This is a genomic window from Variovorax cryoconiti, assembly GCF_051216395.1.
Lineage (GTDB): Bacteria > Pseudomonadota > Gammaproteobacteria > Burkholderiales > Burkholderiaceae_C > Variovorax.
Genome location: NZ_JBPJZI010000003.1, coordinates 224,816 through 239,498, shown reverse-complemented (window position 1 = coordinate 239,498; position 14,683 = coordinate 224,816). Strand labels below are relative to the sequence as shown.

General features: G+C 69.6%; 13 protein-coding genes. 3 read left to right on the top strand and 10 right to left on the bottom strand.

Features of this window, described 5'->3' with window-relative positions:
* Nucleotides 1-4: 4 nt before the first annotated feature.
* The 4 genes from ACSFA2_RS10215 to ACSFA2_RS10200 form a co-directional block, all read right to left on the bottom strand.
* Complete coding sequence (locus ACSFA2_RS10215; RefSeq protein WP_435455215.1) at nucleotides 5-1,111, bottom strand: efflux RND transporter periplasmic adaptor subunit; 1,107 nt, start codon at nucleotides 1,109-1,111, stop codon at nucleotides 5-7.
* On the bottom strand, nucleotides 1,108-1,662 hold the full coding sequence (locus ACSFA2_RS10210) for a hypothetical protein (RefSeq protein WP_435455214.1): 555 nt from the start codon (nucleotides 1,660-1,662) through the stop codon (nucleotides 1,108-1,110). Before ACSFA2_RS10210 ends, ACSFA2_RS10215 begins: the two co-directional genes overlap by 4 nt.
* Nucleotides 1,663-1,693: 31 nt before the next feature.
* The gene (locus ACSFA2_RS10205; RefSeq protein WP_435455213.1) at nucleotides 1,694-2,956 is read right to left on the bottom strand and encodes a TolC family protein; all 1,263 of its coding nucleotides are present in this window, start codon (nucleotides 2,954-2,956) and stop codon (nucleotides 1,694-1,696) included.
* 152 nt (nucleotides 2,957-3,108) lie between these two features.
* Complete coding sequence (locus tag ACSFA2_RS10200) at nucleotides 3,109-3,483, bottom strand: hypothetical protein (protein ID WP_435455212.1); 375 nt, start codon at nucleotides 3,481-3,483, stop codon at nucleotides 3,109-3,111.
* 65 nt (nucleotides 3,484-3,548) lie between these two features.
* Here ACSFA2_RS10200 and ACSFA2_RS10195 point away from each other — a divergent pair, with 65 nt between their 5' ends.
* From ACSFA2_RS10195 to ACSFA2_RS10185, 3 genes are all read left to right on the top strand, one after another.
* Entirely contained in the window at nucleotides 3,549-3,761 is a 213-nt protein-coding gene (locus ACSFA2_RS10195; RefSeq protein ID WP_435455211.1) for a SlyX family protein, read from the top strand.
* Between the two features lie 302 nt (nucleotides 3,762-4,063).
* Nucleotides 4,064-5,602 (top strand): EAL domain-containing protein, encoded by a 1,539-nt coding sequence (locus ACSFA2_RS10190; protein ID WP_435455501.1) that lies wholly within the window; start codon nucleotides 4,064-4,066, stop codon nucleotides 5,600-5,602.
* A 50-nt stretch (nucleotides 5,603-5,652) separates the two neighbouring features.
* Nucleotides 5,653-6,933 carry an ATP-binding protein gene (locus ACSFA2_RS10185; RefSeq protein WP_435455210.1) on the top strand — a complete coding sequence of 427 codons (1,281 nt, stop codon included), beginning with the start codon at nucleotides 5,653-5,655 and terminating at the stop codon, nucleotides 6,931-6,933.
* Between the two features lie 38 nt (nucleotides 6,934-6,971).
* Here ACSFA2_RS10185 and ACSFA2_RS10180 read toward each other — a convergent pair whose 3' ends face one another.
* From ACSFA2_RS10180 to ACSFA2_RS10155, 6 genes are all read right to left on the bottom strand, one after another.
* Entirely contained in the window at nucleotides 6,972-8,495 is a 1,524-nt protein-coding gene (locus ACSFA2_RS10180; protein WP_435455209.1) for an ABC transporter substrate-binding protein, read from the bottom strand.
* A gap of 34 nt (nucleotides 8,496-8,529) precedes the next feature.
* Nucleotides 8,530-9,342, bottom strand: a complete 813-nt coding sequence (locus tag ACSFA2_RS10175) for a TauD/TfdA dioxygenase family protein (protein WP_435455208.1) — start codon at nucleotides 9,340-9,342, stop codon at nucleotides 8,530-8,532.
* A 99-nt stretch (nucleotides 9,343-9,441) separates the two neighbouring features.
* Nucleotides 9,442-11,358, bottom strand: coding sequence for a dipeptide ABC transporter ATP-binding protein (locus ACSFA2_RS10170; RefSeq protein WP_435455207.1), 1,917 nt, complete (start codon nucleotides 11,356-11,358; stop codon nucleotides 9,442-9,444).
* Between the two features lie 3 nt (nucleotides 11,359-11,361).
* Complete coding sequence (locus ACSFA2_RS10165; protein WP_435455206.1) at nucleotides 11,362-12,243, bottom strand: ABC transporter permease; 882 nt, start codon at nucleotides 12,241-12,243, stop codon at nucleotides 11,362-11,364.
* The gene (locus ACSFA2_RS10160) at nucleotides 12,240-13,316 is read right to left on the bottom strand and encodes an ABC transporter permease (protein ID WP_435455205.1); all 1,077 of its coding nucleotides are present in this window, start codon (nucleotides 13,314-13,316) and stop codon (nucleotides 12,240-12,242) included. The genes ACSFA2_RS10165 and ACSFA2_RS10160 overlap by 4 nt, the downstream gene beginning before the upstream one ends.
* Nucleotides 13,317-13,353: 37 nt before the next feature.
* Nucleotides 13,354-14,544: an aromatic ring-hydroxylating oxygenase subunit alpha gene (locus tag ACSFA2_RS10155; RefSeq protein ID WP_435455204.1), complete on the bottom strand. Its 1,191-nt coding sequence runs from the start codon at nucleotides 14,542-14,544 to the stop codon at nucleotides 13,354-13,356.
* Nucleotides 14,545-14,683 lie beyond the last annotated feature (139 nt).

Genomic DNA, 14,683 nt, shown 5'->3' with positions numbered 1-14,683 from the left:
GCCTTCAGCGGAGCTGGTTGATGAGCGTGGCGCCCTGCGTCGCCACACGGTCGCCGGCCTTGAGGCCGGAGGTGACGGCCACGCGCACGCCGTCGAGCGGCACGGTGGTGACGGTGCGCGGCGCGAAGCGCTCGGCCTCGGTCTTCACCCACACGATGGTCTGGTTGGCCGGGTTGCGCATCAGCGCCGCGCTCGGCACCGCGATGCCCGCCACGGTCTGCCTGCTGCGCACGAAGACCTGCACCGATTGCCCGACGGCGAGCCGCGCGAGCGCCGCGCCTTCCGCGCGGAACTGCAGCGGCAGCGCCTGTTCGCGCAGGCTGCGCGCCGCGCCGACGAAGACCAGCGGCACGCGCGCATCACCGACCGCGATGGCGGCGTCGGCGATGTCGGCGCCGATGGCCGCGTCGAAGGCCAGCGCCTCGACGCGCAGGCGGGTCGGGTCGATGACCTCGAACAGCAGCTCGCGCGCGTCGACGACCTGGCCCGCGACCACGCTGGCCGAGGCGATGACGCCCGAGACCGGCGCGACCAGCGCGTCGCGGTGCGAGAGGCCCGCGCCGATGGCGGCCGCGCGCTGCTGCAGGCTCGCAGCCTCGCTCTCGGCGGCCTCGATGTCCTTGCGCGGCACGGTGTCGGCCAGCTCGCGCAGGCGTGCCACGCGCCGGTCGGCCAATGCCTTGGCGGCGCGAAGTTCGGCCAGTTGCGCGGCCTGGTTCGAGCGCTCGACCGGCGCGGCCGAAGCAACCACATAGGCCAGCACCTCGCCCTTGCGCACCGTCTGCCCGGGCTCGGGCAGGCCGCGCGGGCCGGGCTCGACGCGGCCGGCCACCAGCGCCTGCACCTTGCCGCCGGCGTTCGGGTCCATCAGCACCTTGCCCGCGAGTTCGGTGGTGCGGGGCAGGTCGGCGGATTCGGCGACGACGGTGCGCACCGCGAGTTGGCGCTGCGCGGGCTTCGGCAGGAAGACGCTGCCGTCGGGCAGGCGCTGGGGGCCGTTGGCGTTGGCGGCAGCGGGCGCCTCGCCGTGGCTGTGGCCTTCGTCGGCGTGTGCGGTGGTGGCGAGCGCGGCGCTCAGCGCCAGCGTCATGAACAGTCGTGCGGTGTTCATGCGGCACCTCCCACTTGCAGCGTGCGCGATGTGCGCGCGCGGCGGGCGAGCGCGATCAGCACCGCGACGGCCGCGAGGCCGGCCATCCCGAAGCCGACGATGCGGCGCCAGTTGCGCGGTGCCGCGGCGTCCTCGTGCGCATCGGCATGGACGTCGAGCTCGCCAGCCAGCAGGTCGGTCTCGTTGCCGGCGATCACCGTGGCGGTGACGGGCAGCACGCCCGACGCGGGCACGTCGGCCAACTGGACTTCGAAGAGCCCTTCGCCATGCGGCTCGGCCCTGACGGTCGTGCCGCCGATGTCGAGCTCCAGCGTCGCCTGCGGCACGGGGCTGTTGTCAGCGAAGCGATCGAGGTACAGCGTCAGCAGCTTCCCGTCGAACACGCCGACGAGTTCGAAGGTGTCGGAGACGGCGGTGAAACGTGGCAGCGCCGAGCCGGTGGGTGCGGCAGGCGCATCGCCGTGGTCATGGCCGGCGTCGGCCCACGCAGGAGTGCCGGCCAGCAGCAGAAAGGCCGTGCAGAGCGCGGCGAGAAGGTGTCGGGAAATCATGTCGATGCTTTCGAGAAAGAGGGGATGGCCGTCATTCGGGCAGCAGGCCCAGCGCCTGGCGCCAGTGCGAGATGGCGGCGCCGAGGTCGATGCGGCTGCGGGCCGCCTGGCGTTGCGCCTCGGCGGCTTCGGCTTCGATACGCAGGCGCGTCGGCAGGTCGGTCTCGCCGAGGCGGAAAGACCGGTCGAAGAAGCCGCGCGATTCGGCCGCGAGTTGCGCGCGACGCTCGGCCGCGGCGAGCTGCACCTTCGCCGCATCGACCTGGGCGCGTGCCGCGTCGGCCTCGCCCGCAAGACGGTCGGCGGCCAGCGCGCGCTCGACGTCCAGTTCGGTCGCCTCGGCGCGCGCGGTGGCGGCCACGGCGGCCTGCCGGTCGCCCGCACCGAAGGGGATGCGGATGCCGAGCGTGATGGTGCGCAGCGTCGGCTCGCCGCGGCCGTCGCGTTCGCGCGTGGTCGCGAGCAGCAGCTCGGGATTGGCACGCGTGCGCAGGGCCGCGAGGGCTGCGGCGCGGTCGGCCACTGCGGCGCGGTCCTGCAGGTCGCGCAGGGCGGGATGGGCGTCGGCCGGTGGCGCCACCGGCTCGGGCTCCATCGCGGGGGCGGCATCGTCCGTCACCGGAGCCGTGAACGCCGGCCCGACGACCGCGCGCCAGCGCTGCTCGGCCAGCGTGCGCGCGGCCAGCGCCTGCGCCAGGGCGGCGTCGGCAGCAGCGACCGCACCCTCGGCCTGATGCTGGTCGGACCGCGCGAGGTCGCCGGCCTTCAGCCGGCGCGCGACGTCGTCGGCCAGGCGGCGCGCGGCGCTCTGCTGGTCGCTCGCCACAGCGGCATCGACCGCGCTGCGCTGCCAGGCCCAGTGCGTCTCGCGCAGCGCCTCGGCGACGCGCAACCGCGCGGCATCGGCGCGGCTTTCGACCGCGCGCGCACCGGCGTCGGCGAGCGCACCGCTGCGGCCGCGCTCGCCGGGCAGCCACAGCGGCACGGAGACGCCCGCCTCGAGCTCCCGCACGCCCTGGTTGTCGTGCCAGCGGTCGGAGCGGTTCGACAGCTCGAGCGCGGGCGCCTCGGGGGTCCAGGCCTGCGCGGCACGGCCCTGTGCTGCAGCCGCGTCGCGCCGCGTCTGCAGCGTCGCCGCTTCCGGTTGGCGCGCCCAGGCCGCGTCGAAGGCCTGCCGCAGCGAGCCCGTGCCCTCCGCCGTCTGCGCGCCGGCCAGGCCGGCGCTTCCCATGAAAAACAGCGCCGCGCCCAGGGCGCGCACGCGAATCGAACGTCGTGATATCTGTCGGTGCATCCGGATCTCCGTTGATGGAACAAGCCACGGGGAGATCGACGAGGGCCGCGATCGGGACGATCGCGCTGCGGCGCGTCAGCCGCCCTCGGTCATCGAGGGCGCGCCGTCGCGCGGACGGGAACGGGGTGTGAAGGGCCGGTCCGCCTCGCCGATCAGGCGAGGGGCAGCCACTGCGGGCGGTCGGGCGGGGCGGTCACCCGCAGCAATCGGCCGGAGGTGGTGGACGGGGCACTGTCGCGCACCTTGGCCGGGCCCGCCATGGCGTCCCACGGCATCAACAGGCCGACACCCAGCCCATGACAGTGGCCGCAGTCGGGGTCGATGCTGGCGCTGGCACGGCCGTCGTCGGCGGAGCTGGCCGTCGTATCGGCTGTCGTATCGGCCGCAGCATCGCCGTGCGCATGCTGGTGGTGGCCGAGGTGCCGCACCTGCGTGCCGGCCTCGTGCGTGCAATAGCCCGTGACCGCCGCCCAGCTGAACTGGAACGGCAGCAGGGCGAGCAGAACGACGCACAACCAATGACGCATGGGTGGCGAGTGTAGGGGCTCGACATCCCGGCACCCTGGGACAAATCGTCCTGTCCAATAGGGACATGGAACACACCCAAGCGCTCGAACGACGCATCGAAGAACTGGAGATCAAGGCCAGCTTCACCGATGACCTGATGGACCAGCTGAACATGACGATCTTCCGACAGCAGGAGCAGATCGACCGTCTCGTTCAGCAATTGGCCCAGCTGCGCCAGCAGATGCCCGAAGGCGGCGGCACCCGCAGCCTGCGCGACGAACTGCCACCGCACTACTGATTCATTTTGATACAGGTTGAGATACGTTAAGTCACATATGAGGCTTTGAGGCGACAGCGCCCAAAGAAAGTGCGTGGTATGGAAGTCCGGCCTGGCACGTTCGTACAGATTTCGTCGAGAAACAGCGATGATCGGCCCCACAACAGCTGTGAATCCGTCGCGAATCCGCGCCGTCCCCGGATCGATCGACCGCGACGCAGCTCACAACACTGTCATCACACCCGCTGCACCATGCGTCATCCTTCCGTGGCCCCCGACCGGCTCCCTGCCGCCGGGCGCCCCACCCGCCACGCACCTTGCCCATGATCCGCAAGCCGCTGGCACGTACCGTGATTGCGATGGGGTGCGGCGCCCTGATCGCTTCCGTGCTCGCGCTCGTGGTCGGGGACTGGACGGTGCGCCGCCAGCAACAAGCCGACGTCGCCGAGATGGCGGACGCCTACGTCGATCGGGCTGACCAGATCAGCGGTGAAGCGATCGATGCGCTGGCCGAGATCGAGCGCACCAGCGACGCGACCTGCTCCGACGCCGAGGTGTCGCGGCTGCGCCGCATCGTGCTGACGTCCCGCTACCTCAAGAGCACCAGCCGTCTGCGCAACGGCGCGACCTTCTGCAGTTCGACCGTCGGCGTCATCGACCCGCCGGTCCCGCTACCACCGCCGGAGGTGCTGAGCGACAACGGCCTGAACATCAGCTTCAAGGTACCGCAGGTCGGCGTGCCGGGCGCGAACGCCATGCTGATGCAACGCGGCGACGCCGCCGTCAGCCTCAACGGTCAGGCCTACATCGAAGCGGTGGATTCCCGGCTCGACTACCTGATCGTGAGCGGTCAGCAGGCACCGCTGCGGGTGCTCCGGTCCGCCGGCCCCGTGCCGAACCTCGATGGGATTCAGCTGCGGGCGGATCAGCCGCTGCACTTCAGCGGCCGCCGCTACGAGGTGCGCTGTTCGCAGCGCTACGCCAGTTGCATCATCGCGGCGCTGCGTCAGCCCCCCTCGATCTTCCATTCGCCGGTCATCCTCGAGTTCGGCATGTTCGGCCTGTTGATGGGGCTGAGCGGCGGCTTCGCGGCGAGCGTGGCCATCGGGCGATCCCGGTCGCTCGGCAAGCAGTTGCGCGTCGCGATGCGCTCGGGCCAGCTCAAGGTGGTCTACCAGCCGATCGTGCGACTGTCCGACCGGCGCCAGGTCGGCGCGGAGGCGCTGCTGCGCTGGACCGACCCGACCGGCAAGCCGGTCAGCCCGGACGCCTTCATCGCCACGGCGGAGAACGAGGGCTTCATCGGGCAGGTCACCCGTTTCGTGGTGACCCGCGTGCTGGAGGAACTGCACGACGAGCTGCGCCGCCGGCCGGAATTCCAGGTGACGGTCAACGTCGCGGCCAGCGACATCCTGGACAACGCCTTCGCCCCCTTCCTCAGCGCGCGGCTGCAGGCGGCCGGCCTGCCGCCGACCTGCATCGGCCTGGAGCTGACCGAGCGCACCACGGCCAACAGCCGCGAGCTGGGCAAGGCCATCGCCCGGCTGCGCGAGGCCGGGCACAAGGTCTACATCGACGACTTCGGCACCGACTATTCCAGCCTGTCGTACCTGTCGCGGCTGCGGGTCGACGCCATCAAGATCAACCGGGCCTTCATGCAGGCCCTGCACGACCAGAGCGACCAGGACACCATCGCGCCGCAGATCGTCGCGATGGCCGAGGTGCTGGGCCTGAGCATGGTCATCGAAGGCATCGAGGAAGAGCAGCAGGCCGCCTACTTCCTGGCGCTCGCCCCCACGGCGCTGGCCCAGGGCTGGCTCTTCAGCAAGCCGGTCGAGGCGGGTCGGCTGTTCGCCGTTTGAGGCCGCGCGAAAAGTTTCGCGGCGGGCGCAGCAACGGGCACACTCGAGCCATGCACCCCGAACTGGCCAGGCTGGCCGACCACCTAGGACAGCGCCGCGAAGAAATCCTCCGAGCCTGGCGCACGGCGGTCCGCCGCGACCCGGCACTGACGACCAGCCATGCGCTGCCGCGTTCGCAACTCAACGACCACGTGCCGGGCGTGCTGATCGCCTTCGAAGACGCGCTGCGCGCGCCGCCCGCCCCGGTGACCCAGCTCGCGCCCAGTGCCGAAGCCAGCGCCCATGGGGTGCACCGCTGGCAGCAGGGCTACGACCTGCACGAGGTCACCCGCGAGCTGGGCACGCTCAACCGCTGCATGGTGACCGAGCTCGATGCTTACGCCGAGACCCGCCCCGAGGTGCCGCATGCCGTGATGGCCCATGCGCGGCAAATCTGGGCCGCCTCCACGTCGACCGATCTCGAAGAGAGCACCTCGCAGTACTTCCGCTTGCAGCGGGTGGAAGCGGCCGGCCATGTGAAGGACCTGGAAGCCGCGCTGGAACGCCTCAACGACCTCGAGTCGCAGCGGGCCGAGCTGTGGCGCCAGATCGCACATGACCTGCGCGGCAACGTCGGCGTCGTGGCGACGGCGGCGCGCGGCCTGTCGATGGGCCCGGCAGCCGACGCGTCGCGCGACAAGTTCATCCGCGTGCTGGGGCACAACGTGAGCTCGCTCAAGCACCTGCTGGACGACGTCACCAGCCTTGCGCGGCTGCAGGCCGGCAGCGAGACCCGCCAGCTGGTCGCGATGGACGTGGCGGTGGAGGTGAGCAGCCTGTGCGAAGGCCTGCAGGTGCTCGCGCAGGAGCGCGGCCTGTATTTACGTACCCGCGGCCCGGCGCCCTTCGTCGTGACGGGCGACCCGGTCAAGACACGGCGCCTGGTGCAGAACCTGGTGCTCAACGCGTTGAAGTACACGCCGACCGGTGGCGTCGACGTGCTGTGGGAAGAAACGCTGGCCTACGACGATCCGCGCTGGGTGCTGAGCGTCCAGGACACGGGGCCCGGCATCCAGGCCGGTCCCGGCTCGCAGATGGCCGTGGCACTGCAGGGCGCGACCCAGCTCACCCTGGGCGTCGAGAAAGGCGTGTCCGTGGACGAGGCGGTCGCGCACACCATCACCGCGCAGCCCGGCAGCGCCGCCCCTGCGCGCATCGGACCGGGCGAAGGCATCGGCCTGTCGATCGTCAAGCGCCTGGCCGATCTGCTGGACGCCAGCATCGAACTCGAGTCCGACGTTGGGACGGGCACCACCTTTCGCGTGCTCTTCCCCAAGACCTACACGGGCTGACACGCGACGGGCCGGGCGCCCCGCGCCGCGGCCACGGTTCAGGCCCAGCTGTACGGAATGAGGATGCCGCTCTTGTACGGCTTGAAGCCCAGCGACTTCTTCGCCACGATGGTGCTCAGGCCGAGGAACAGCGGGATCGAATAGCCCTGCTCCACCTGCCACATGTCGAAGGCCTTGAAACCGGCGATGCGCCTGGCGTCGTCGGGTTCGCCCATCAGCGGGTAGAGCTTCGGCGGGATGTCCTCGCCCTTCCAGATCGAGAAGCTCATCTTCGGGTCGAGCATGTAGCCCGAGTAGGTGCCCGGGTCGCCCGCCGCCGGATTGAAGGGCTTGAGCACCGGGCCGTCGAACTTGCCGGTGCGCTGGTATTCGTAGAGCGTCGGGCTGTCGAGCACCTGCAGGTTGACCTCGATGCCGACCTTCTGCCACATCTGCGCGATGACCCGCGCGGTGTCGAAGTCGCTCGCGAACACGCCCTTGCTCGTGTAGAAATTCAGCTTCGCCGGGTTCGTCGCGTTGTAGCCCGAGGCTGCCAGCAGTGCCTTGGCCTTGTCGGGGTCGAAGGCGATCTTGAAGTCGGGCACATAGGCCGGGAAGCCCGGGCCGGCCGGCATGTAGACGGCCGTGGCGTGGCCGCCGAACAGCGCCTTCGAGATGGCCGCCTTGTCGATCGCGTGGTGGCAGGCCAGCCGCACGTTCTTGTCGGTGAGGAGGCCCTTGTTGGCCATCTGCAGGAAGACCACGCCGGTGGTCGCGTCCAGGTGCGGTGCCAGCCCCGGCAGCGCCCCCAGGCGCTCGGCTTCGCGCACCGGGATGTTCATCGTCAGGTCGGCCTGGCCGGCCTGCATGGCCGCAGCGCGTGCGGTCGGGTCCTTGGTCACCTGGAACACCAGGCGCTTCACCTTGGCCGCGCCGCGCCAGTAGCCTTCGTAGGCTTCGAGCACGATGCGCTGGTCGCGCTGGTACTCGACCAGCCTGTACGGGCCGGAGCCGACAGGCTTCGCCTCGAAGCCGTCCTTGCCGACCTTCTCGTAATAGGCCTTGGGCAGGAGGTACGCGGGGATGTCCGCGAGCATCACCGGCGCGATCGCCATCGGCGTGCTGAACTTCACCACGGCCTTCAGCGGCGTGGGTGTGTCGATGGCTTCGATGGCCGACCACACGCCGGCCAGCAGCGACGCCTTCTGCGCGCGCGGCCGGTCGAAGAAGGAGAACTTGAAATCGGCGGACGTGAGCTTGTCGCCGTTGTGGAAGGTCACGCCGTTCCGGAAGTTCAGCTCCAGCAGGGTGCAGGTGGTGTCGAGCCACTTGAAGTCCGACACCACACTGGGCGCGAACTTCAGGTCGGGCGCGAGCTCCAGCGGCTGGTCGTACACGCACTTGATGACGGCCGACTGCGTGGGGTTGAGCGACACCGGGTCCCAGCTGCCGATGTCCATCGGGAACGCGACCGTGACGGTGCGCGCGTCCTGCGCGAAGGCGCCGGTTCCGAAGGTGGCGGCCATCGACGCACCGAACAGCGCGAGCGGCAGCCTGGTGACGAAATCTCTGCGGTGGGTCATGACAGCAAGCGCTCCGTGAAGAAGATCGAAGGGATCAGAAGGGCTTGTCGCCCTGGATGGTCACGCGGTGGCCGGAGCGCGTCTGCGGGAAGTAGTCCCACACGGCGTGGTGCTCGACGCAGCGGTTGTCCCAGAAGGCGACCGAGTGCGGCTGCCAGCGGAAGCGCACCTGGAAGTTCGGGTTCTGGCAGTGCGCGAACAGGAACTTCAGGATCGCATCGCTCTCGGGCTTGTCGAGGCCAACGATGTGCGTCGTGTACTGCGCATCGGCGAACAGGCACTTGCGCTTGGTCACCGGGTGCGTGCGCACGACGGGCTGCGCGGTCGCGGGAAAGCGCTTGTTCGGGTCGGTCGTGTACTTGCGGTAGATGTGCTCGGCGTCGTGCACCGCGGTCAGGCCGTCGAGGTAGCCCTTCATGCGATCGGACAGGGCCTCGTAGGCCGCGTACTGGCTCGAGAACAGCGTGTCGCCACCGATGGGCGGCACGATGTGCAGGTGCAGGATGCTGCCCATCGGCGGCTCCTCGTTGCAGCTGAGGTCCGAGTGCCAGCTCTCGCCGGCCACCGACTTCGAATTGGCGTCGCCATGGATCGGCACCACGTACGGATAGCCCTCGACACCGAAGCCGCCGGTGTGCAACACCAGATCGCCGTAGTGGCGCGCGAAGCGCTGGTGCGATTCGAAGTCCAGCTTCTGGTCACGAAAGAACACCACCTGGTGCGTCATCAGCGCCTCGTGGATCTCGTGCACCTGTTGCGCGTGCAGGGGCTGCGTGAGGTCGACGCCACCGATCTCGGCGCCGATGGTGAGCGTCATCGGCGCCACCTGGATCGTCTCGTACTGCATGGTCAATTCACTCCTGGATGCATCCATTCTTGGCCGGCGAGGCACGATGTCTCTTGCTTCGCGGTGCATGGGGACTTGCGCGCCATGCGTAAGCGCGCGTCACAGCGGCCAGCGCACCCCGAGGTCGCGCGGCGGCACGGCCGCCAGCAGGCTCTTCGTGTAGGCGTGCTGCGGGTTGGCCAGCACCGCCTCGGTCTCGCCGCTTTCCACCACCACGCCCTGGTGCATCACCAGCACGCGGCTGCAGAGGTAGCGCACCACCGCGAGGTCGTGCGAGATGAGCAGCAGCGAGATCTTGTGTTCGCGGCGGATGCGCAGCAGCAGGTTGAGGATCTGCGCCTGCACCGACACGTCGAGGCCCGAGACGATCTCGTCGGCCACCAGCAGTTGCGGCAGGTCGCACAGCGCGCGGCCGATGTTCACGCGCTGGCGCTGGCCGCCCGACATCTGCGACGGAAAGCGCGTGAGCATGTCGGGTGCGAGGCCGACATCGGCCACCAGTTCGCGGGCGCGCGCCTGGCGGTCGCTGTGCAGGTTCGGCCGGCTCTCCATCGACTGCGTGACCAGGCTCTGCACGCGCCGCCGCGGGTTGAGCGCGGAGCGCGCGTCCTGGAAGATCATCTGGATGGAGGCAATGCGGCGCCCCCAGTCCTCCGCCCTGGCGACCAGCGCCTTGCCGTTGAGCAGGATGCGGCCCTCGCTCGGCGTCTCCAGCCCCATCACCAGTCGGGCGAGGCTCGACTTGCCGCTGCCACTCTCGCCGACGATGCCGACGAACTCGCCGGGGGCGATGGTGAGGTCGACGTCCTTCACCGCATGCACGCCGGCGTCGCGGCGCAGCCAGCCGCCGCGCGGGGTGTAGACCTTCGACAGGCCCTGGACCTGCAGGAAGGGCGCGTCGCTCATGCGCGGCGCGTGGAAGATCGTCGCGTCGCTCGCGTCGGCGGCCAGCAGCGGTTCGGGCGCGGACGCGCCATGCACGCAGCGCACGTGGTGCTCGGGCAGCACCTCGCGCATCGCAGGCACGGCCGTGGCACAGGCCTCGGTCGCCACCGCGCAGCGCGGCTGGAAGCGGCAGCCCTTCAAGGATGGGAAGTCGCTGATGCCCGGCATCTGGCCCGGCAGCGAGAACAGCAGGCGGCGCGGGCCGGTGAGGTGCGGGTTCGCGCGCTGCAGCGCCTGCGTGTAGGGGTGCAGCGAGCGCGTGAAGATGCGCTTGGCCGGGCCGCGCTCGGCCATCTCGCCGGCGTAGAGCACGACCAGCTCGTCGCACACGTGCGCGGCCAGGCCGAGGTCGTGCGTCACGAAGATCACGCCGGTGCCGCGCCGCGCCTGCAGCCCGCGGATCAGCGTGACGATGTGCGCCTGCGTGCTGGCGTCGAGCGCGGTGGTGGCCTCGTCAGAGACCACCAGCTGCGGGTCGCCGGCGAAGGCCATGGCGATCATCACGCGCTGGCACATGCCGCCCGAGAGCTGGAAGGCGTACTTGTCGAGCACCTGCGCCGGCTGGTGGATGCGCACCTCGGCCAGCATCGCGGTGGCGCGCTCGCGCCATTCGTCCTTCGCCACGCCCAGGCGCAGCAGGTGCTCCTGCAACTGCTGGCCGATGGTGAGCACCGGGTTCAGCGCGGTCATCGGCTCCTGCGGGATGAAGGCAATGCGCGAACCCAGCAGGGCGCGGTGCGCGTCGGCGGGCATGCCGAGCAGGTCGACGCCGCCCTCGCCATGGCCGAAGCGCAGCGTGCCGGCATCGACCGTGAAGCCTTCGGGCAGGTGGCGCGCGATCACGCGGCCGAGCATGCTCTTGCCGGCGCCGGATTCGCCGACCAGGCCGAGCGTCGCGCCGGCGCGCAGCGTGAAGCTCACGTCGCGCAGCACCTGCAGGCGCTCGGGCTTGCCCGGCGCGGAGACGGTCAGGCCACGGGCTTCGAGCAAGACGGCGCCAGCGGGCTTCACTTGCACGGGCGGCACCGGCGACAAGGCCGATGCGTGGGGGATGGCGTGGGCCAGGCTCATCGATCAGTTCCCCGAACGGTTGAAAAGGCGCGGGTCGGTGGTGCGGCGCAAGCCGTCGCCCAGGCAGGTGGTCGCGAGCACGGTGAGCACGGTGCACAGCACCGGCGCGATCAGGCCCCATGGCGAACTGAACACGCTCTTGAGGCCATCTGCGATCATCACGCCCCAGGTCGGCACGTTCGGCTCGACCGACATGCCGACGAAAGACAGGATGCTCTCGGCCACCACCGAGATGCCCATCTCCAGGCTGATCAGCGAGATCAGCGTGGGCAGGATGCCGGGCACGATGTCCTTCATCACCACCTGCCAGTGCGAGGCGCCGGTGATGCGCGCCGCGGCCACGTAGTCCTTGCGGCGCAGCACCACCACGTCGGCACGGATCACGCGGCAAAAGCGCGTCCAGTCGACCAGGATGATGGCGACGATCACGTTGAGCAGGCCGGGCGACAGGGCGACCATCAGCACCAGTGCGAGCACGATGGCGGGGAAGGACATCCACAGGTCGACCATGCGCAGGATGGCCCACTCGATGCGCCCGCCGCGGTAGCCCGCGATGAGCGCCAGCGTGCAGCCCAGCAGCGCAGCACCCAGCGGTGCGGTGAGCGCGATGATCACCGTGACGCGTGTGCTGTAGATCAGGCGCGAGAGGATGCACTGGCCGAGCGCGTCGGTGCCCAGCGGAAAGCTGCGGTCGCCGCCCGGCGCCCACGCGGGCGGCAGCACGGTATTGAGCAGGTCCTGCTCGTTGGGCGCGTGCGGCGCGAGCCAGGGGGCGAAGACCGCGAGCGCGATCAGGAGCAGCAACAGGCTGACGCCGATGACGACGCGGGGTTCGCCGAGCACGCGCCGAAGCGGTGCCGGTGCGGAGAGTGCGAGGGAGCTCATGGCGTGCGCAGTCGGGGGTTGAGCAGCAGCAGGACCGCATCGGTGACCATGTTCACCGCCTGCACGGCGACGGCGTAGGTCAGCGCCAGGCCCTGGATCATCGGCAGGTCGTGCGCGCCGATGGCGTTCACCATCAGGCTGCCGATGCCGGGAAAGCCGAAGATGGTCTCGATCAGCAGCGTGCCGCCGATCACCGTGCTGGCCTGGATGCCCAGCATGCTGACGGTCGGCAGCGCCGCGTTCTTGAGCGCATGGCGCACCAGGATGCGGTTCTCGCTCAGGCCGCGCAGGCGGGCAGCCGACACGTAGTCTTCGGTGTAGGCGTCGAGCAGGCTCGAGTGCAGGATGCGCATCAGGGGCGGCGCGATGCCCAGCGACAGTGCGAAGGCAGGCAGCGCCAGGTGCTTCAGCGCGCTCCACAGCGCGGCGAAGTCGCCGGCCACCACGGCATCGACCAGCAGGAAGCCGGTCACGTTCGGCACCATCAGACCGGCGTCGAGCTGGCCGAGGAAGGGCAGCAGCTTCAGCCCGATGCCCACCCCGAGGATCAGCAGGATGGCCCAGAGGAACTCGGGCACCGAGATCGAGATGCTGTTGACGACTTCCACCGCGCGCTCGATGCGCGTGCCGCGGTAGCGAAAGGCCAGCAGCCCGCCACCGATGCCGAACACCATGCCCAGCAAGAGGCCGCAGGCGATCAGCTGCAGCGTGGTCGGCAGCGCCTTCAGGATGAGCGGCGTGACCTGCAGCCCCGACGTCAGCGTGCGACCGAGGTCGCCGTGCAAAGCGTTGCCCAGCCAGATGCCGAACTGCACCGGAATCGGTTTGTCGAGACCGAGCGCTTCGGTCAGCGCCTTCACGTCGGCCGGCGTCGCGCTCGGCGGCAGCAACATGCCCATCGGGTCGGCGGGCAGCACCCGCAGCACGAAGAACACGAGCGCCGCGAGGGCCAGCAGCATCGGCACGCGCCACAGGATGCGCCACACGGTCGGCATCGCGGCGAGGCTGCGCCCGGCGATGGCGCTCAGGCGGCCGGGCGATGCCGACGTGGGCAGGGCGGGAGAAGTGAGCATGGCGGTGGGTGGGTGACGACGCGCCCCGATGGGGCCATCAACAGTCGTGGGTGGTGGCCTCGGTCGGGACCTTGGCCTGGTGGATCGGGATGCTGCGCGTGGCCTTCTTGCCGCTGGCTTTCCAGGCGGCCTGGTAGCGCGGCACCAGCCAGTTGTTGAACTCGCGCTGCGCCTGCTCCTGCCACGAATAGCGGCCGCGCGTGGCGAAGCGCGAGCGCAGGCCCACCTGCACCAGCTCGTCGACATGCAGGTCCTGCGCGATGATCTCGTTGGCCGCGTGCATGTTCATCGCCATGCGCTGCTGGAACAGCGGGTCCTTCATCGCACCGGGCGCGAACAAGAGGCCGGTGTCCATCTCGTGCGTCTCGGGGCCGTCGGCGCGCAGGATCATGTAGATGACCATGTCGCTCATCATCACCAGCGACAGCGTGGGCGGGATGTTGGCGAACATCATGCGGTTGCGCTCTTCGGTGCTGAGCTTGGGGAACACCGGCAGCACCGCCTTCTGCGTGGCGTTGAAGCTCGCGTCCTGGTGCAGCGTGCCGTTGAAGCGGTAGTAGCCGGCGGTGGTCTCGGGCAGGTCCGGAAAGCTCGCCATCGCACTCGGCACGAAGTCGTGCAGCGGGCCGTGGTGCAGCCGGTTGGCGTGGTAGCCGTCGTTGTTGTTCTCGAACATGACCTTCCAGTTCCACGCGAAGTGGGCCGGTTTGTCGGGCCGCGGACCGTCGAGGTTGGCCAGGTCGAAGTTGGCCAGCGCCTCGGTCACCTCGGCCAGGCGCGGCGCCAGCGGCTCGGCCTGGGGATCGAAGTTCACGAAGACGAAGCCCTGCCAGACCTCGACCTTGAGCGTCGGCAGGCAGAAGGCCTTCTTGTCGAAGCCCACGGTCTGTTCCATGGCAGGCGCACCGATCAGGTCGCCGTCGAGCGAGTAGGCCCAGTGGTGGTACGGGCAGAGAAAGGCATTGGTGTTGCCGTGGCCCTCGGCCACCAGCATGGCGCGGTGCTGGCACACCGACGACATCGCCTTGATCTCGCCGGCGCGGTTGCGCGCGATGACGAGCGGCTCGCCGATGATCTTCGTGGTGAAGTAATCACCGGGCTTGGTCACCCACGACTCGCGGCCGACGCACAGCCATTCGTGGTTGAACACCGCCTCCTTCTCGAACTCGTAGAAATGGCGATCCGTGTAGCAAACCGGGGGCAGTGCCTGCGCCTTTTGAACGGACAAGACCGAGCTGTCGAGTTCTTCAAAGAATTGGTCCGTGGGAGAAAAAGTCATTGCTGCGCCTTCGAGATGAATCTTTTCGCGGGAGTCTCATTCCCCGAAAAGGCCTGGAGTGCAAACGATCTTAGGACCCGCCCCCGGG

Bases quoted from the DNA above. Each gene is read 5' to 3' on its own strand.
- ACSFA2_RS10215 (WP_435455215.1), bottom strand. From the start codon at position 1,111: ATGAACACCGCACGACTGTTCATGACGCTGGCGCTGAGCGCCGCGCTC.
- ACSFA2_RS10210 (WP_435455214.1), bottom strand. From the start codon at position 1,662: ATGATTTCCCGACACCTTCTCGCCGCGCTCTGCACGGCCTTTCTGCTG.
- ACSFA2_RS10205 (WP_435455213.1), bottom strand. From the start codon at position 2,956: ATGCACCGACAGATATCACGACGTTCGATTCGCGTGCGCGCCCTGGGC.
- ACSFA2_RS10200 (WP_435455212.1), bottom strand. From the start codon at position 3,483: ATGCGTCATTGGTTGTGCGTCGTTCTGCTCGCCCTGCTGCCGTTCCAG.
- ACSFA2_RS10195 (WP_435455211.1), top strand. From the start codon at position 3,549: ATGGAACACACCCAAGCGCTCGAACGACGCATCGAAGAACTGGAGATC.
- ACSFA2_RS10190 (WP_435455501.1), top strand. From the start codon at position 4,064: ATGATCCGCAAGCCGCTGGCACGTACCGTGATTGCGATGGGGTGCGGC.
- ACSFA2_RS10185 (WP_435455210.1), top strand. From the start codon at position 5,653: ATGCACCCCGAACTGGCCAGGCTGGCCGACCACCTAGGACAGCGCCGC.
- ACSFA2_RS10180 (WP_435455209.1), bottom strand. From the start codon at position 8,495: ATGACCCACCGCAGAGATTTCGTCACCAGGCTGCCGCTCGCGCTGTTC.
- ACSFA2_RS10175 (WP_435455208.1), bottom strand. From the start codon at position 9,342: ATGCAGTACGAGACGATCCAGGTGGCGCCGATGACGCTCACCATCGGC.
- ACSFA2_RS10170 (WP_435455207.1), bottom strand. From the start codon at position 11,358: ATGAGCCTGGCCCACGCCATCCCCCACGCATCGGCCTTGTCGCCGGTG.
- ACSFA2_RS10165 (WP_435455206.1), bottom strand. From the start codon at position 12,243: ATGAGCTCCCTCGCACTCTCCGCACCGGCACCGCTTCGGCGCGTGCTC.
- ACSFA2_RS10160 (WP_435455205.1), bottom strand. From the start codon at position 13,316: ATGCTCACTTCTCCCGCCCTGCCCACGTCGGCATCGCCCGGCCGCCTG.